Genomic DNA, 20028 nt, shown 5'->3' with positions numbered 1-20028 from the left:
TATATATGACTGATTACCAGATAAATATACAAAATACTCGCTAATATTACAACTTTTTTTAATAAAAAAAACCGCCTCAGTTGTGAGACGGCTTCATAATATAAGTAATTAAAAATACTATTTTTTAATCGCCTTAATTGTTTGTCTGGAACCATCTTTCATTTCCAGAGTCACTAAATACATCCCTTGTTTTAGTTCTCCCAAATGAAGTTCTTTACCAGGATTTGCAATTGTTTTTATTAACCTTCCGGCAATATCCGTTACCAAAACATTTTTCACATTTGAAGCATCAGAGATATTTAACACTTCGGTGAAAGGATTTGGATATAATTTAATACCCGTATTAGCATTAGCCTTAACTTCGTTTGCAGCAAGTACATTATTTACTTCTACTACAAAATTATCAATATAGAAATTATAATCTTCGGTATCATCTACTGTTCCATCATTTCCATAGAATGCGAATATTGTATTAGCACCTGTATAACCCGTTAAATCCAAGGAAAATGTGTTCGATGTATTAGAAGGAGCATTAGCTGCATTCCAGGTTTGAAGAACCGTCCAGGTATTTCCACCATCCTGCGATACCACAAACTGAACGACATCATCAGAACCCATTGCAGAAGCCGCAGTACCTGAATATGTTGTTACAGCATAATCAAATTTCACTCTGTATACTCCCGCTGATAAATTTAAAGGAGCCATTTTTAACCACCCTGCTCTATTCACAGAATACAAATTCATTCTCATTGATCCGGTACCTGAATTAGTAACAGGAGCATTTAACCAGTTATTCTGTACCCAATAAGCAGTAGTCCCTGTTGGCGCAGCTCCAGTAGGAGAACCGCCTGAAACGTTAGAAGTACAAGCTCCCGCTGTAGTAGCAAAATCATTTGTATACGTTGGCACTACTGAAGCACATGGTGTGCTAAAGGTCAGAACATTAGACCAGCTGCTCATATCTGCTGAAGAACATTTTGATCTTACCCAAACATAATAGGTTGTTGCAGATGAAAGAGTATTTAAAGCCTGAGAAGTTCCGGTAATTCCTGTAACAGTAGGAACTGTTGCAGAAACAGGAGCAGTATTTGTTGTGCTGTAATAGATTTCATAACCATTTGCAGGAGCAGTTGCAGGAGCAGTCCATGCAATATCTGCAGATGTAGCTGTGATATTAGAAGATACTAAAGCAGTAGGCTCAAAACAAGTAGGAGTAACATCAATATTGATATCATCTACATAAATTCTATTCATATTAGCTGCAGAATATGCATTGAAGCCAAAATAATAGGTACCTGTTGAAGCCGGAGTAAAATCAACAAAATCACTGGTAATTACACCTCCTGTAATAACCGGATAATCTTTTAAAAGATTTGTCATTCCTGCAACAGTAGCTGAAGTACCATAAGAAACTTTCATTTTTTCAGGATACTGCGTTGTTCCTGTTGCATTAGAATATTTATACTTAATTCTATAGCTTACGCCCGCTGTAAGATTAATTCCCTGAGTAAAGAACCAAGTATTTGCAGCATTAGAAGAGTTATAAGTATAATTCAAAACATTTCCGGTGAATCCTGTAGCCGTAGATGTATTCCACACATTTCCTGATCCTGAATTTACAGCTGATGTACAAACCGGTAAAGCAGGCGTGGTAACACTGTCAAAATTCAAAGTATAAGGTACACCAACAGCAGTACATGCAGTAGTAAACATAGCAGCAGTAGTCCATACACTCTTATCAGCAGTACTGCATACAGAACGAACCCAAACATAATAAGTTGTAGAACTTGTCAACCCTGATAAAGGTGCAGAAGTAGTACTGCTTGTTCCAGAGGCTGTGGTTGAAGCCGTTGGCGCTGTGTTTGTTGTGCTGTAGTAAAATTCATACCCATTGCCTGGAGCTGATAAAGGCGCCGTCCATGCAACAGTGGCATTATTTGCACCAATAGCTGAAACCGTAACCGCTGAAGGCTCTACACATGAAGGCATTAATTCATACACAACATCGTCAATCAGAATACTGTACCCTGATGGTCCGATATGCTTAAATGCCATAGTAGTAACACCCGCAGGAGCAGTAACATTATTGATGGTATAATTATCTACAACTGTTATACTGTTTGCAGTGTAAGTAGTACCGAAAGACACGAATGTAGAGGCATCAGAAGGATTGGTAAGATATCCTACATCTATTTTATCTCCGGCTGTAAAGTTTCCTCTCATTTTAAATTTCAGACGATAAGTCCCCAACTGAAGGGTACTTACCGGTGGCATTGAAACTACCGCAGGAGAAGAAACTACAGTTGTATAAATATACATATTGTTCGGAGCACTTATCGCGGTGCTTGCCTGAGTATAAGCACTACCGTTTGCGCCTACTTTAGCCCAGCAATTCGGCCATGAACCCGCTGTAACAGTGTCAAAGTTTTCAGAAAAAGCTGTTACCGGAGTACATACCGTTGTAAAGTTTCTTTCCGTACATCCGGATGAAGTGGCAAGCGGAGAATAAGCGTTTACGATATAATAATACTTCGTACCGTTCATTAATGCTGAAGCGAAAGTATATGATGTTACATTCCCCAGATCAACATTATTTAATACATCCGTTCCGCCGGCAGTTGTTCCTACAGATATTTTGTATCCTGTAGCTCCCGCTGAAGCTGTCCACGTAATGGTAGGCGTTACCGGAAGGCCTACTGCTGCAGCTGCCGGAGCTGTAACAGCCGGACATGAAATATTACCGGTTGTAAAAGTTCTTTCCGAACAGGCAGCGGAAGGAATTGCGCCATTGTAAGAACTCACCGTATAATAATATTGTGTGTTAAACTGCAAAGAAGATGCAAGGGTATATGTGGTAACATTCCCAAGATCAACATTGTTGATTACATCAGTTCCTCCTGAAGTAGTTCCTACGGAAAGGCGGTATCCCGTAGCACCACTCACTGCATTCCAGGTAATGGTAGGAAGCACTGAAACTCCTGTAGCCGCAGCTGTTGGAGCTGTAACCGAAGGACATGCAGGAACAGGGTTTGGAGCAAGACCTAACAAAGTAACCACAGACTGGGTTGCAGATCTTGTCCCGGTCTGCGTAATGGATGCAGGATTCGGGTTTGTACTATCACTTCTGTAATACAATGTTTTGTTTGTTCCGCTGGTATAGGTGTAGAAAAGCTCACCTCCGTTATCACCGGATTTATTTTCATCAACTGCAATCACAAGATTGTTTACATTGTCATAAGCAAAAGGCGATGAAAGTGTGATTTCTACGATGCCCGCATTATTGGTTACCGTACCGCTGTAAACCTGTGTCATTGCACTGGTAGGAATCCAGTCGGTAGTTGAAGAAAAAGAAGTTTTTGAAGTCTGCCCCAAATAAACAACTACATCATTTGAGTTGGTAAGACTGGCAGAAGCCCCTAAATAAAATCTTAATCCTGTAATATTTCCCGCTCCTGCAGCATTGATATCGCTTTTAAGCAAAATCTGCTGAGCATAGCTGTACCCGTAATAAGTACTCCATGGAACGGTGGCCACAGAGGTGGAGGCACCGCCGGATGTCGTTCCAGACCCTAAGGTAATCTGAGCCGACATTAATGTACCCAAAAATAAGAGGTACGTAAGTAAATGTTTTTTCATACTTAGTTAATTAAAATTAGGGGATAAAAATATTAATTTAATTATATATTATCAAATATTATGATTAAATTTTTAATATAATTTATATATAAGATTAAAAAATTCAATAAAACTAAACAAATATTTGATTTTTGATAATTTATCTCTATTTGTTGAAATATTTATGTAATTGATTATTAATAATATAAAACTCAAACAAATGTTGAATTAATCCCAACCTCTCCATTTTTGTACAAAAAAAAGCGGCCAAAAAAATGGCCGCTATTCAATGTATGGTGACAAATATTATTTCTTAATTGATTTTATTGTTTTTTGAGTACCATCTTTTAAATAGAGTGTAATCATATACATTCCTGATTTCAAATCTGCTAAATTAAGCTCAGATCCGGGCTTTTCAACCGTCTTGATCAATCTTCCGGAAAGATCCGTAACAGAAACGGACTTCACATGTTCTACTCCTGAAATATTCAACACATCAGTGAAAGGATTTGGAAACACTTTAATAGCATCTTTTAAATCTGAAGTTTCTGAAGTTCCGAGACAAGATGAGTTTACGATTACCTCAACCGGCTGTCTTGCACTTTCACAGCCAGCAGTTAATTGCCAATCATAAAAATAATAATATGAAGTAGAAGTAGTATTACCTGAACAGCAGTTACCATTGGTGATCGTCATTACACCCGGAACTGAAAGCGGATATGCCCCCCAAGATGCTCCCGATTCTCTTACTAAACTACTCACGCCTCCTGTTCTGCTCATCATCATTAATTTATAATTGCTTCCCGGTGTTACAGAAAAATTCAGCGGAACAAATGTCTTTACATAAGGAGCTGTTGTGCCGGTAAGATTTACCGTCACAGTCTGTAAGGTAACCGCCGGACTCACATTCCCATCCTGTAAAGCAATTACAACTGTTCCTGCCCCTGTTCCTATAGGATAAACGTAAACCCCATTAATTGTAAAACTGGAAGTAGCATCAAAAAACAATCCCGCCTCTAAGGTATATCCACTGGTAGATATCGCATTTGCCAATCCTGCATTTGGAGGGTTAGTCCCAGATTTTGCCGATACATAATAAGTAGTATTTGCCGAGATCACAGGGGTTGTGTAAGAATTTGCTGTACTTAACACATTTCCTCCGGTAGCAGCATCATACCATGTAACAGTAGCGCCTGAATCTGCTGTAGCAGATATAGTAGCAGAACCCGAAGCACCACAAACAGTAGCACCATTTACGCTTATGATAGCAGGGGGCTGACATGATGTTGCAAATGAAGACACTGCAGACCAAACACTTTTATCTGATCCTGAACATGCCGATCTTACCCATACATAATAGGTTGTGGCAGGAAGCAACCCACCAATTGAAGCTGAAGCCGTTGTTGAAGTAACTGAATTTGATGCATTCAAAACCGTAGTTGATGTAGGTGCAGTATTTGACGTACTGTAATATACTTCGTAACCATTACCCGGAATGGTTGATGGTGGCGTCCAGGACACTACTGCTCCATTAGTGGTTACTGTTGCCATAGGAGCCGTTAATCCTGTAGGAACAAAGCATGTTGGCGGCGCCCAGTTAAATGTTAATCCCGGAGCAGGAAAACTCGTATTATCTCTCGCAACACTAGCACTGTTAGTAGTTCCTGCCGTTGTAGAATCCCATGGACTCCCTGCGGCGCCGGATCTGTTATTAAAATCAGCATTTGAAGTTCCCCTCAAACCAACCTGGTTGGTTCTTGACGTTGTATTAATATTATAACCTGGCCCATACACTATGGAAATACGATTAGAAGTTTCAGCCAGTTTTAATTGAAAATTAAGATGATTACTTCCGGTCACTGCTGTGCTGTAATCATTATATCCAATCCATTCAATAACAAAAATCCTGTTTGGAGCAGTTCCTTCCACCGCAGTAAGCACTTTACCTGTGCCATACCGCACAACAGCAGACGAGGAGCTTGATGTCGCCGGCGCAGACATGGTAATGGTACCAGCCGCTTCATCAAAAGCAGTTACCGTAGCTCCGGTAGGGATCCCGTTGACATTATTTAATTGTTTTCCTATTTCAATTCCTTTGAAAGAAGCTACATTGGTAATGATATCAGATCCGCTTGTGGTAACCCCGGAAGTGATAAAAACGCCCCATAAATCCCTGTTCATAACACTTACAGCACCAGAAAATCCTGTAGTTGAAGATATTAAAGAACTGGCAGTGCTGGTGGTAGCTCCAAATGTAGCTCCCCCATTGGAATTTACATATATCGACGTATAATCCGTACCATTAAAGTTAAAGTTAAAAGGAAGGGTAACTGACCAACCCGAAGTATCATTGGTAGTTGATGTTGTAGCCTCACTCCCGGAAACAACAGTACCTGAAGAAGCAATACTGTTAAATGTTCCTGTAGTCTGTGCAAATGTATAATTGTTCACCTGCGCATTCATAGTCTGTACAGCTCCAAAGAATGTAAGGGCAATAATTCCCGTTTTTTTTAGGCCAAGACACCATTGCCACGGACTCGTGTAGAGTTTTTTCATAATGATTTCTTTTAAATTAGATTTTAAAAATAGGAATAAAAAAAATATTTAATGTAAACTTTTGCTAATTTATTTTAAATTTAAATAAAAATAAACTATTAAAATTATAAAAAATACAAATAAATTCATAATATAGTGAATAAAACACAATTTAAATGTGGTATCTTTTTTTCAAGAATTCTTAGGGTATTTACAAAACAAAAGCGCGACCTTGGGCCGCGCTTTATGTAATGTTTTAAATATTTAATTCAGATAAAATTCATACTTGCTCAGCAGCTGAATTTCCTTAATCAGTTCTCCGCTGAGATGTACCGAATGCTTCATTGACTGCACTTCAATATGCTCTTCCCGATCATCCTCGGTATTTTTTATGTAAAATTTCAGTTTCTGATCTCCCTGGTTCCGTTCCAGAACACTTCTGAAAAAAGTAAGATCCTCAGGTCTGAAATCCATCACATCCATTACCAGAGAAATACTTTTGGCAAACCGTTCAAATGCTTCCTGAAGTTCAATCACATCATTTACATTTACGAAAACTCTTCCATCCTTTACCTGCGCAAACTTGATCTTAAAGATCACAAAACGCTGCACTTCCAGCTTTTCTTTCAAACGCATGTAATCCCGGTCTCCAAGCCTGAAAGAATAAGATCCCGAATAATCTTCAAGGGTTACAAAAGCCACCTTTTCACCACTCCTGAAACCATCCTGTACTCGATATTCAGTAATAAGCCCCGCTACAGTATACTCTTTTCCGCCACCGCCATTTTCTCTTTCTTTTTGTATTGTTTTCCAGTCTTTTTTCTTTTCTTCAAACAGTTCTTCCTGTTTTCCGGCAAACGCCTGTTCTTTGTAAGCATCTACTTCATCAAGATTCAGAAAATGAAAAACTCCTTTGGGCTCTGCTTTTTTCGTGACTTCTTCAATAAGCTCTTCCTCCTCGCCTGCAACAATATCATCGGAAACAATTTCTACAAGCTCAGCCACATCCTCTGGAGCATCCTGCTCAAGGATGGGCGATTCATCCACTACCAGTTTTACCTCTTCTTCTTTTTCCAGAACGGCTTTTTTAGAAAGCTGTCCCTGCATGAACTGGTATTGATATCTGAACTCATCCAACGGATGTGCAGAAAGATAAAACCCGATAATTTCCTTTTCTTTGTTCAGCTTATGCATATTCGGCCATTCCGGGCAAGGCGCCAGTTTCGGCTGCTCGATCTGAACTTCTTCTGCAAAATCTGCAAAAAGAGAATTTTCCATCTCATTTTTACTTTCCTGAAAGCTTTGTCCATATCTGATTAGTCTTTCCAGATTGGTTCTTCCGGCCATATCAATATCGAAATACTGACCTCTGTGGAAAGAATCCAGTTCATCAAACGCTCCAGCCAACACCAAACTTTCCGCCACTCTTTTATTCATTTGTGAAGGAAGGATTCTTTCAAAGAAATCATAGATATTTTTAAATCTTCCGTTTGCTCTTTCTCTCGTTATAGCCTCACTTGGGCCTTCTCCAATTCCTTTAATAGCCCCTAAACCAAAACGGATCTGCCCTTTTTCGTTTACAGAGAATTTGTATTGAGATTCATTAACATCAGGACCCAACACATCCACTCCCATACTTTTACAGTCTTCCATGAACATGGTAATCGAGTCAGTATTGTTAATGTTGTTACTCATTACACTCGCCATATATTCTGCCGGATAATTAGCTTTTAAAAAGGCCGTCTGATACGCAATAAATGCATAACAGGTAGAGTGAGATTTATTGAAAGCATATTCAGCAAAAGCTTTCCAGTCGTTCCAGATCTTTTCCAGTCTTTCTTCATCAAGATTATTTTTTCTTCCGCCTTCTATGAATTTCGGATACATCTTATTAAGAACATCAATCTGTTTTTTACCCATTGCTTTTCTCAGCGTATCAGCTTCACCTTTCGTAAAATTGGCCAGCTTCTGAGACAACAGCATTACCTGCTCCTGATAAACGGTAATCCCGTAAGTTTCCTTTAAATATTCTTCAGTTTCGGGCAAATCGTAAACAATTTCTTCAATACCATGTTTCCTATTGATAAAGTTCGGAATATATTTTATCGGACCCGGACGGTACAAAGCATTCATGGCAATGAGATCAGCAAAAACCGTTGGCTTAAGCTCCCTCATGTATTTTTGCATCCCTGGACTTTCATACTGAAAAATACCGATGGTTCGTCCTTCTTTAAAAAGTTGATAGGTTTTGGCATCATCCAGAGGAATTTCATCAGGATCAATATCTACCCCGTGTCTTTCTTTAACAAGTTTAAGAGCATCTTTAATGATGGTAAGTGTTCTAAGACCAAGAAAGTCCATCTTCAGGAGCCCTGCACTTTCTGCAACGGAGTTATCAAACTGAGACACCAAAATGTCTGCATCTTTTGCCGCAATCGTTACCGGAACCAGATTACTTACGTCTTCCGGTGTAATAATCACTCCACAGGCATGGATCCCTGTATTACGGATACATCCTTCCATCTTTTTCGCACTTGCCAGTACATCATGACGCGGATCTGCAGGACTATCCAGAACCAGCCTCATTTCATCAACCAGCATCTGTTCTTCCGGCTTTAATTTATCATATTTAGCCAGTGCTTTTGCAATATTCATCCCGGGAGTGGAAGGAATCAGCTTGGCAATATTATTTGTATCGGGAATCGGGACATCCAGTACTCTTCCGGCATCTTTAATGGCAGACTTTCCACCTAAAACGGAATACGTGATAATCTGCGCCACCTGGCTTTGCCCGTATTTGTCGATTACCCATTTAATTACCCTGTCACGCCCCTCATCATCAAAGTCGATATCAATATCCGGCATAGAAACCCTTTCCGGATTAAGGAAACGCTCAAAAAGGAGATCATATTTAATCGGATCCACGTTGGTAATCCCGATACAATATGCCACGGCAGAACCCGCTGCAGAACCTCTTCCCGGTCCAACCCAGACTCCCATTTTACGGGCTTCATTACAGAAATCCTGCACAATAAGGAAATATCCGGGATAACCGGTATTGGCGATTACTTCCAGCTCAAAATCAAGACGTTCTTTAATATCTTCAGTGATTCCATCCTCCCCGTACCGTTTTTTTGCCCCTTCATAGGTCAGATGGGTAAGATAGGCCATTTCACCCCGTTTTCCACCGTCAATTTCATCTTCAGCATGAATGAATTCCTGTGGAATATCGAATTTCGGAAGCAAAACATCTCTTTTAAGTGTATAAGGTTTAAACTTGGCAGTAAATTCTTCGTACGCTTCAAAAGCATCGGGATAAGCCAAAAATGCTTCCTTAATTTCGTCTGAATTTTTAATGTAATATTCTCCTGTTGCAAGACCCCTTCTTTTACCAAAGCCTTTACCAACCGGCGTTGACAGCTTTTCACCATCTTTGATGCAGCTGACAATATCCTGAATATTGGAATCGTCTTTGTTGGTGTAAAACGTTTCGTTTTGTGCTAAAATTTTAACATCATATTTATCTGCAAAATGCAGGAGAACATCATTTAAATGCTCCTCTTCAGGAAGTTTATGGTTTTGGATCTGAACATAAAAGTCCTCTCCGAAAGTCTCTTTCCACCATTTGAAAAGTTCTTCCCCTTTTTGTTCACCGGTATTTAAGATAGCATCCGGAATATCTCCGTGAATGCCTGATGTTAGAGCAATTACTCCTTCTTTATATTGTGCGATCAGCTCCCGGCTTACCCTCGGAACTCCAAAATAAAATCCTTTTAGAAAACCGATACTGGAAAGTTTTGCCAGGTTTTTATAGCCGTTAAAATCTTTTGCCAGCAGCACCACCTGCGTTCTTCTGTCGGGATCATCTTTGGTAAACTGCTTCTGTTCATACCGGTCAGAGATATAAAATTCGCAGCCCACAACAGGAATTAACGGTTCCGAAACAGGTTCAGCTTCGTTGAATGCTTCGCCTTTTTCTTCGGCTTCCTGTTTTTTTGCTAAGTATTCCTTATGTTTTTTAGCACGGTCTGAATTTGCTCCTTCCACCGCGGAAACAAATTTGAAAGCGCCCATCATATTTCCAAGATCTACCATTCCGACGGCAGGGAAATTATCTTCCGTTGCCTTTTTAATAAGATCATTAATACTGGAAGTCGCCGATAATGTTGAAAAAACACTGTGATTATCAAAATTGAAATATTTTCCGAGATCAATTTCATCAATACTTCCAAAATCCTGCTGTTTCTTTTTGTTATGGAAATCTGCAACCTGCCGTCTGATAACAATACTGAAAGGCTTGATCGGGTCTGGATAAAGCGTTTTAAAATATGTTAGCTGATCTTCGGAAATTTTTAAAACTTCCGCAGGGATAACTCCTATTCTCATCATTTCAAAGAAAACCTGAGCCGTAGCGTTTACGTCAGCTGCCGCATTGTGAGCTTCATCGAATTTATGTCCGTAAAGTTTTTCATAAAGTTCTTCCAGTTTCGGAGGTTTGAATTTTCCTCCTCTGCCTCCGCCGAGCTGGCAGAAATCGGTCCCTAAAACCATAGTATCCGCTCTCGGCTTTTCCTGAAGGTTATCCTTAATATTTTTTCGGTAAAATTCTGCTCCGACGATATTGTAGTCAAACTCAACATTATGACCGGAAACAACTCTTACCTTTTCCAGAACTTTAGAAAATTCATTTAAAATTTCCGTAAGGTCACGGCCTTCTTCATTGGCAATTTTGGTAGTAATCCCGTGAATTCTTGCGGCGTTGAAAGGGATATCATACCCTTCCGGTTTTATAATATAATCCTGATTTTCAATAAGTGTTCCGTCGTCGTCATGCAGCTGCCATGCAATCTGCACCATTCTTGGCCAATTGTCTGAGTCTGAAAGCGGAGCATTGAAATTCTTTGGTAAACCTGTGGTTTCTGTGTCAAAAACTAAATACATGTAATTTTCTAGCTTTTTATTTAAAAAGAGAATGTAAAGTTACTTCATTTTTTGGTTTAAAGTAAATTTTTAAGCCTATTATATGTTCATCAGCTTTTACTAAAATAAAACACTATGTTTTACCTTATTAAAAATTTAAGAAAAATTAAAATTCAATTAATATTCATTATGCCATGATCAACAATCAATAAAAAATCATGAATCTTATCTAATTTTGTTGGAGATATTTATATAATCACTAGCGGCATGAGGAAAAATCTAATTGTATTAAGTACATTATTTGGTGTATTGGTGTATTCACAGAAAAATAATGAAGTTTTAAGAAGAGAATTTGAACAGCAGAAAATTCAGAATGAGAAAAAGTTTGACATCTATGCGGAAAGCGTTTACGGAAAAAATCCGGACGCAGTCACTAAGAAGAAAATAGATTCCCTGAAATCGGTGCTTGCAGGCTTTCATTTCGGTGTACCCTACTTTTTGGAGGAACATGATACCAGGCAACTTTCCAATTCCAATTCTGACCAATTGAATACAGCCGGCAACGTAACAGGATTGGCAGGAGCTTTCAATGGTGAGAATATCAAATATACCATTTTTGACGGCGGAAGAATTTACGGAGCGCATACCGCTTTCAACAATGCAACCGGAAGAATAACCAATAAGGAGGCAAGCTCCCAGATTTATTCTGATCATTCTACCGGCGTAGGAAGCTTTATCGGAGGAAAAAGTGTTACTTTATCTAACAGCAGCGGTGTGGTAGGAAATACAAAAGGGGTTGCTGTTAATTCTACCATGGACAGCTATATGTTCGCAACGACTACTTTGCCCGGTAACAGTTCCAGCAGTAATGTTTTTGAAAAAATAATTACTGCGTCCCCTAATATTTCTAACCATTCTTATGGTATTAATGCTGGTTGGGACGAAGATTACGACAGTAATGGAAATTTATACTATGTTTATAACGGCTCTAAAAGCGGAAATACATTTTATGACTTTCAGGGGACTTATGATGAAAATGATTACAATTATGATGCCCTGGTTTACAATAACCCTTCTTTCATTATTGTAAAATCTGCCGGTAATTCATTCGGTATGGGCCCGAATGGCGGTTCCTCAACAATTCCTAAATATTACAGCACTTCGAGCGGGCAAACCGCATTTGGGAGCAACGACATTCCGCCACCGAATAATTGTTCTCAGGGCTATGACTGTATAGGCCCCGGATCATTGGCAAAAAATATTATTGTTGTGGGAGCTACAGATATTATCACCACCAATAATTTTCGATACACCAATCCATCCGATGTGGTACACTCTGACTATAGCAGCGCCGGTCCCAGAGATGACGGTGGAATAAAACCGGATATCTCCACCGTTGGAACGGATGTTTTATATGCTGCTACCTCAGCTTCAGGAAGTTCGCTTTGGGCAGGAGGAAGCGGAACTTCTTTCTCAGCACCTGTTGTTACAGGAATCATAGGGTTATGGACTCAAATCTACAAACAACTGTTCAATAATGCATTACTTGATGCTGCTTCAGCAAAAGTATTGACGGTTCATTCCGCTTCAGAAGCTGGAAATATAGGACCGGACCCATGGTTCGGATGGGGTTTTATTAATGCTAAAAAAGGAGCAGAAATACTGGTAGGAAAAGCCAACAATACCGTAATTTTTAACAATGAAACTTTAAATAGCGGTGTTAAAAACAGCAAAACTATAATTGCGAGCGGAAGTGAGCCACTAAAAGCCACCATTAGCTGGATAGATCCTCAGTATGAGCCCAATTATCAGTTTGTGTCTGATGTTTACAACAACAGATCATCAAAATTAATTAATGATCTGGACCTGAGAATCGTAGATCTTACTACAAATACCGTATATTATCCCTGGAAGCTAAACCCCAACAGCCCTTTAACTCCTGCAACGAAAGCAGACAATACAGTTGATAATGTGGAACAGGTAGTCATAGACAATCCGGTTGCAGGCAGAAGTTACAGAATTGAAATCACCAATAAGGGTACATTAGTTAGCGATTCCGGAAGTCCGGCACCACAAAACTATTCTATTATAGTAACCGGGCAAACACAATCTTCATTATCAACTAATGATCTTGTAAAAGATGATGGAATGGTAATCGCACCGACTCTTACAAAAGATTTTGTAAAAGTATTAAAAGCACCTGGAAAATCTGTTTATAATCTTTATGATCTTTCCGGAAAAAAACTTCAGACCGGAACTTTAAAAAGTGAGGAAGAAACTATTGACCTTACTCCTTACATTAAAGGAATATACATTATAGAAGTTAAAACAGACAAAAATAATGTTTCTAAAAAAGTAATTAAAGAATAACATATTATTATTTTTACATTTAAAACGCTCAGAACACTAACACTTGTTAGTGTTTTGTTTTTTTGTTTATCTTTGCTTTCTATGGAAAATACACTTCACGAGAAAGTTTCACAGGAGATTCTGCTAAAAGCATATAATCATATGATGCTTGCCAAAGCAATGGCAGACATTTACGAAGAAAACAGAAATGTTACCAAATATGTTCATAGCACATCAAGAGGTCATGAAGCGATCCAACTGGCTACTGCTTATCAGCTAAAAAAAGAAGACTGGGTATCTCCTTATTACAGAGACGAAAGCATTCTTTTAGGAATCGGTTTCGAACCCTATGAGCTGATGCTGCAATTGCTGGCTAAAGCCGAAGATCCTTTTTCGGGAGGAAGGTCTTATTATTCTCATCCTTCAAGCAGAGATGAAAACAAGCCTAAAATCATTCATCAGAGTTCTGCAACCGGAATGCAGACCATTCCCACAGCGGGCGTGGCACAGGGTATAAAATATATTCAGGACTTTAATCTGCAGCAGTTTGAAAATAATCCTGTTGTTGTATGCAGCCTCGGAGACAATTCCGTAACGGAAGGTGAAGTGAGTGAAGCACTTCAGTTTTCGGCATTGCACCAGCTTCCTATTATTTTCCTGGTTCAGGATAATGAATGGGGAATTTCCGTAACCAAAGATGAAGCAAGAACCTGTGATGCTTACGATTTTGTAGCCGGGTTTACCGGACTAAGCAGAATGAGAGTGGACGGAACCGACTTTATCGAAAGTTTCGAAGTCATGAAAAAAGCGGTTGATTTTGTACGTACAGAGAGAAAACCGGTAGTAGTTTGCGCAAAAACCGTTCTTATCGGCCACCATACTTCCGGAGTACGAAGAGAGTTTTACAGAGATGAAGAAGATCTGGCAAAACACAGAGCTAAAGACCCGGGAGAAATCCTCAGAAACCAGTTGCTGGATTCCGGTGTTGATGAAGAATTATTAAAGCAAATTACCAAAAAAGCCCGTCTTGAAGCAGAAGAAGCCTTCGAAAGAGCAAAAAATGCCGAAGATCCGAAACCAGAAACGGTAATGCAACATGTTTTCGCACCGACTCCGGTTACGGAAGAAACAGGAACACGCGAGCCTGAAGGTGGTGAAAAGATTGTCATGGTAGATGCTGCCATTCATGCTATTCAGGAACTGATGTGGAAACATCCGGAAGCTTTATTGTACGGACAGGATGTTGGAGAAAGAATCGGTGGTGTTTTCCGTGAAACGGTAACATTAGGAAAAAAATTCGGGAGTAAAAGGGTTTTCAATACCGCTATTCAGGAAGCTTATATCATCGGTTCCACAACCGGAATGAGTGCGGTTGGCCTGAAACCGATCGTTGAAGTTCAGTTTGCCGATTATATTTATCCGGGAATCAACCAGTTGATCACGGAAATTTCAAAGTCGAATTATTTAAGCCAGGGGAAATTCCCGGTCAGCAATATCATTCGTGTACCGATTGGCGCTTACGGTGGCGGCGGTCCTTATCACAGCGGAAGTGTGGAAAGTATTCTTGCCAACATCAAAGGAATAAAAATCGCGTATCCAAGCAATGCTGCAGATTTTAAAGGTTTGCTAAAAGCAGCCTATTACGACCCCAATCCGGTCATCATGCTGGAGCATAAAGGTCTTTACTGGAGTAAAGTTCCGGGAACAGAAGATGCAAAAACCATAGAACCCGCAGAAGATTATATCTTACCATTCGGCAAAGGAAAAGTAATCATTGAAGCCGATAAAGACGAAACTGAGAAAGGCCGGACATTACTGGTCGTTACTTACGGAATGGGTGTTTACTGGGCTAAAGAAGCTGCAAAAAAATTCAGCGGAAAAGTAGAAGTTATCGATTTAAGAACATTGATTCCTCTTGATGAAGAGCTTGTTTTTGAAAGAGTGAAGGCTCACGGAAAATGTATTGTTTTAACGGAAGAGCAGCTTAACAACTCTTTTGCGGAAGCTTTTGCACACAGAATTTCCAAAAACTGTTTCAAGTATCTTGATGCTCCGGTGGAAACGATGGGATCACTTGATGTCCCGGCAGTTCCAATCAACCTTGTGCTGGAAAAGGAAATGTTGCCAAATGCTGAAAAGCTAAGCACCAAAATTGAAGAAATGCTGAAATATTAGTTTACAATAAAAATAAAATTGAGCCTCTAAAATTTTTTAGGGGCTCTTTTGTATGCTTTTTGTTACTTTGAATAATCTTTAGAAAAAAGCATATCATTTATGATCACAACAAAATATGTCAATTACAGGCAGGTTCTCAATTTATCCGGATTTCATCTGATCCTGATTTCTATCTGGTGTACTTTGATTGCCATTCTTTTCCATTTTTTTAACTGGCATTGGATGATCATCCCATGGGTTCCCGTAGCATTGATCGGTACAGCAGAAGCTTTTCTCGTGGGTTTTAAAAACAACCAGGCCTACGACAGATTGTGGGAAGCCAGAAAAATCTGGGGCGGAATCGTAAATTCCAGCCGGATGCTTGGGTCTATGGTTTCTGCTTTTGATACCGGAAATGAAGAAATCGGAAAGTTTGATCTTGAAGACCGCCGGAAAAAAATAGTGTATCGACACATTGCCTGGCTTTATCAATTGCGTGAACAACTTTTGATTCCTACGGAATGGGAGCATATCAAAGTGGAAGAAGATCAGCTTAAAAACGTAGATCAGAAACGCAATCGGTTAATTAAGGCAGGATTTCCCGATTATGGAAGAACTCCGATATTCCTTAATAAATATTTATCAGAAGAGGAATCTGCGCTGCAGTCTGACTATAAGAATTTTGCGACTTATCTTATTGCACAGCAATCGAAAGACATCAATGAATTAAAGAACATGGACATTATTTCAGGATTTAATCATATGCAGCTGCAGGACTGCCTGAATGAATTTTATACCTTACAGGGACAAGCGGAACGAATCAAAAAATTTCCTTTGCCAAGACAGTTTGCCAGCACGGCATTTGTATTTAATGTTATTTTTATCATGCTGCTTCCGCTGGGTCTGGTAAGCGAATTTGCCAAGCTGGGAGACTGGGGAATCTGGGCATCCATACCTTTTTGCATTACAATTGGATGGATTTACATCATTATGGAGCTGGTGGGCGATTATTCTGAAAACCCTTTTGAAGGACTGATGTTTGATATTCCTATGTTATCCATCTGCAGAACGATAGAAATTGATCTGCTGCAAATGACTGGTGACACCGAACTTCCGGATCCTATCGCTTCTAAAAATGGCGTCCTGGTGTAATCTAAAATTTCTATTGAGATAAAAGACTGCGGCCTAGCCCTGATTGAAGCAATTGTTTGAGCTCATTTTCCAGATTTCGGGGCGGCGGCTTCGCCGCCGCCCCGAAATCTGGAAAATAGCGAGTGCGGAAAGCAGGAAAAAGCTTCAAAAAAAATAATATTGCTTTTCGATGCAATCAAATTGCTCCTTAAAATAATGAAATAAATGCAATCCGACGGAGTCAAAAAGCTTCAGATAATATATTCACAACACAATCGCCGTCGTATTTTTTACTTCGGAGATCATAAATGAACTGTGGGTACTGGCAATATGCTGTAACGTGGTAAGTTTGGAAAGCATAAAATTCCGGTAATCTTCCATATCCTTTACGGCAATTTTCAGGATATAATCATAATCCCCGCTTACATGGAAACATTCTGACACTTCATCAAGGTTCATAATTTCCTTTTCGAACTGCAATACATATTCTTTTTTATGCTGTGTTAATTTTACATGACACAAAACAATAAAGTCGCGATCGATTTTATGGCGGTTGAGAATAGCGACATATCTGGAAATAACTCCCGTATTTTCCAGTTTTCTAATGCGTTCGTAAACAGCAGTTACAGACAAGCCCAGCTTGTAAGACAGCTCTTTCGTTGTCTGTTTAGAATCTTGCTGTAAAAAAAGGAGTAGTTTTTTATCAGTATCATCCAGGGCCATAGATAATTTTTTGTTAAAAGTTTACATTTTTCAAATATAATAAACTTTATTTCTATCAAAATAATATTCAATAGATTTATATTCTATAAAATAAATTACAGCTTGTAAAAAAGAAGGAATACTTTCATTTTAGCAATAGAAAAAAAATTAGTTAGTTATGAAAAATTTTAATGCGGCAAATGAAATTCAGGATTTACAGTATTTTGGCGAATTTGGCGGGGTGAATCCATCCATTTCAGACAGTTCTACCTACACCTTCCTTTCTGCAAAAACAATGTTTGATACTTTTGAAGGAAATGCTGAAGGCTGTTATCTGTACTCAAGACATTCTTCTCCTATGAATCTGTATCTTTCCCAGGCTCTTGCGAAAATGGAAAATACCGAAGCGGCCAACGTTACGGCTTCAGGAATGGGAGCTATTACTTCCGTACTGCTTCAAGTATGCAAAAGCGGAGACCATATTATTTCCAGCAGAACCATTTACGGAGGAACCTATGCTTTCATGAAAAATTTTCTTCCCCCATTTAATATTGAAACCACATTCGTAGACATCAATAATTTTGATGCAATCGAAAATGCCATCCAGCCTAACACAAAAATGATATATTGCGAAAGTGTGAGCAATCCGCTTCTTGAGGTTGCAGACCTGAAAAAATTATCTGAAATCTGTAAAAAACACAATTTGAAACTGATTGTTGATAATACTTTTTCACCACTTTCTATCTCACCTTCTTTATTGGGAGCAGATATTGTAATCCATTCCCTGACAAAATTCATTAACGGGAGCAGCGATACCGTTGGTGGGGTTTACTGCGGAACACAGGAATTCATTAATGACACCAAGAATGTAAATACCGGAGCATGCATGCTTCTGGGACCAACCATGGACAGCCTGCGCTCTGCAAGCATTCTAAAAAATCTCAGAACACTTCACATCAGAATGAAACAGCACAGCCACAATGCCATGTATCTTGCTGAACGATTTGAAAATGACGGACTGAAAGTTTCTTATCCGGGATTGAAATCCCACAAAAACCATGAACTGATGAAAAGCATGATGCATGAAGAATACGGTTTTGGAGGACTGCTAACGGTGGATGCAGGAACTACCGAAAAAGCGAACGAACTGATGGAAATGATGCAACGGGAAAATCTGGGATATCTCGCAGTAAGCCTGGGCTTCTATAAAACCTTATTCTCCTGCTCAGGAAGTTCAACGTCTTCGGAAATCCCGGAAGAAGAGCGGGCTGAAATGGGAATCTCAGACGGTCTGATCCGTTTTTCCATCGGCCTCGATCATGATATCGAAAGAACCTACGAAAAGATGCGGGAATGCATGATCAAAACAGGCGTTCTCAACCATGAAACCATATCCATATCTTAATTTCATTTTAAAAGCTGTTGTTTAAACGACAGCTTTTATTTTTTACATTAAAACTTAATTTTTTAATGTTAAAATTTGCTCTGAGCCTTACTACATTTTATGAAAATGTTTCGGGAAAGCCTCTTCCGGTTTCATCCTGAAAACATTCAACAGAATCCATGATTTTAAAAATCCGTAACCGTAAGAAAACATCTGGATATATGTAGAGATAACCGCCATCCCGGCAATGCTGATATTCTTAGTCACCCATAAAGCATGAAAAAGAACCATAAAAGTATACAATCCGTAAAAGGCAAGAATGATTCCTTTTCCCATAATAAAATACTCCAGAAAGCCCATAACGTAGCCTAATAAAAACAACGTGGGAAAAGCAAAGGATATTTTCACGTAATTCGGATGCCTTTGATTTAAAATAGGTCTGGCACATCCGAATTGATACACCTGTTTTGAGAATTTCCCGAAATCTACCCTTCTCTTATGGTACACCGCAATATCATCAAAAAAAGCAGTGGTATATCCCTTTTCCCAAAGCGTCATGGAAAGATCCGGGTCCTCTCCTATCCGCATTTCAGAGAAACCGCCTACTTTTTCAAAAACTTCTTTTTTTACCCCCATATTAAAGCTTCTCGGCTGAAACTTCGATACCGCTTTTTTATTTCCCCTGATTCCGCCGGTGGTAAAAACGGAAGTCATAGAATAGGAAATTGCCTTTTGCATCAGGTTAAAACCTTTATGCGCCTTATCGGCTCCTCCGAATGCATCACACGGAATTTCAACAATATCTTTTTTGATATTTTCGATATAATCTTTTTCTACAATGACATCGCTGTCTACAAAAACCAGCCATTCATTCGCTGCCCTTCTCGCTCCGTAATTTCTTGAAAGACCCGGACCGGAATTATCTTTCCTGAAGTATTTTATTGCTAAAAATCCCTCGAAATTTTGGATCACCGGACGCAAATCAATCAATGAGCCGTCATCAACAATGATTATTTCAAAGTCTTTATCAGTCTGGGAAGTAAGAGAAGTGAGGAGCTCAAAAAGCTCATCTTTACGGTTAAAAATAGCAACAACTATGGAAATGGTAGGATTCAATTCTGAAAATTTTTCAAAAATACTTATTCACGGAGGAATGCACAATGCATTTATGATAATTTATAACTTCAAGGAAATGATTTAACAATATTCAGGATCTGTATATAGCAAACTTTTTATCT

General features: G+C 39.1%; 9 protein-coding genes. 4 read left to right on the top strand and 5 right to left on the bottom strand.

Annotation, left to right across the window (positions count from 1 at the left end; all coding sequences use genetic code 11):
- Nucleotides 1-117: 117 nt before the first annotated feature.
- The 3 genes from BUA76_RS18525 to dnaE all read right to left on the bottom strand — a co-directional run bounded on the left by BUA76_RS18525 (nt 118) and on the right by dnaE (nt 11091).
- Nucleotides 118-3636, bottom strand: coding sequence for a fibronectin type III domain-containing protein (locus BUA76_RS18525; RefSeq protein WP_083573266.1), 3519 nt, complete (start codon nt 3634-3636; stop codon nt 118-120).
- A 285-nt stretch (nt 3637-3921) separates the two neighbouring features.
- Entirely contained in the window at nt 3922-6171 is a 2250-nt protein-coding gene (locus BUA76_RS18520; RefSeq protein WP_072886286.1) for an Ig-like domain-containing protein, read from the bottom strand.
- A gap of 243 nt (nt 6172-6414) precedes the next feature.
- Nucleotides 6415-11091 (bottom strand): DNA polymerase III subunit alpha, encoded by a 4677-nt coding sequence (dnaE, locus tag BUA76_RS18515; protein WP_072886285.1) that lies wholly within the window; start codon nt 11089-11091, stop codon nt 6415-6417.
- 246 nt (nt 11092-11337) lie between these two features.
- Between dnaE and BUA76_RS18510 the strand changes: the two genes are divergently transcribed.
- The 3 genes from BUA76_RS18510 to BUA76_RS18500 all read left to right on the top strand — a co-directional run bounded on the left by BUA76_RS18510 (nt 11338) and on the right by BUA76_RS18500 (nt 16725).
- Nucleotides 11338-13440, top strand: a complete 2103-nt coding sequence (locus tag BUA76_RS18510; protein WP_072886284.1) for a S8 family peptidase — start codon at nt 11338-11340, stop codon at nt 13438-13440.
- Nucleotides 13441-13521: 81 nt separating this feature from the next.
- Complete coding sequence (locus tag BUA76_RS18505) at nt 13522-15594, top strand: alpha-ketoacid dehydrogenase subunit alpha/beta (protein ID WP_072886283.1); 2073 nt, start codon at nt 13522-13524, stop codon at nt 15592-15594.
- A gap of 99 nt (nt 15595-15693) precedes the next feature.
- Nucleotides 15694-16725, top strand: coding sequence for a bestrophin family protein (locus tag BUA76_RS18500; RefSeq protein ID WP_072886282.1), 1032 nt, complete (start codon nt 15694-15696; stop codon nt 16723-16725).
- A 243-nt stretch (nt 16726-16968) separates the two neighbouring features.
- Here BUA76_RS18500 and BUA76_RS18495 read toward each other — a convergent pair whose 3' ends face one another.
- A complete protein-coding gene (locus tag BUA76_RS18495; protein WP_072886281.1) occupies nt 16969-17427 on the bottom strand; it encodes an Lrp/AsnC family transcriptional regulator in 459 nt (152 codons plus the stop codon).
- A 157-nt stretch (nt 17428-17584) separates the two neighbouring features.
- On the opposite strand from BUA76_RS18495, the gene BUA76_RS18490 reads away from it, so the two are divergent.
- Nucleotides 17585-18811 (top strand): aminotransferase class I/II-fold pyridoxal phosphate-dependent enzyme, encoded by a 1227-nt coding sequence (locus BUA76_RS18490; protein WP_072886280.1) that lies wholly within the window; start codon nt 17585-17587, stop codon nt 18809-18811.
- A 90-nt stretch (nt 18812-18901) separates the two neighbouring features.
- Here the strand turns inward: BUA76_RS18490 and BUA76_RS18485 are convergent, their stop codons facing one another.
- The gene (locus BUA76_RS18485) at nt 18902-19906 is read right to left on the bottom strand and encodes a glycosyltransferase family 2 protein (protein WP_072886279.1); all 1005 of its coding nucleotides are present in this window, start codon (nt 19904-19906) and stop codon (nt 18902-18904) included.
- Between the last annotated feature and the right edge of the window lie 122 nt (nt 19907-20028).

This window comes from Chryseobacterium takakiae (assembly GCF_900129385.1).
Lineage (GTDB): Bacteria > Bacteroidota > Bacteroidia > Flavobacteriales > Weeksellaceae > Chryseobacterium > Chryseobacterium takakiae.
The sequence above is the reverse complement of the archived record's forward strand: the minus strand, read 5'-3'. Positions and strand labels throughout refer to the sequence as shown.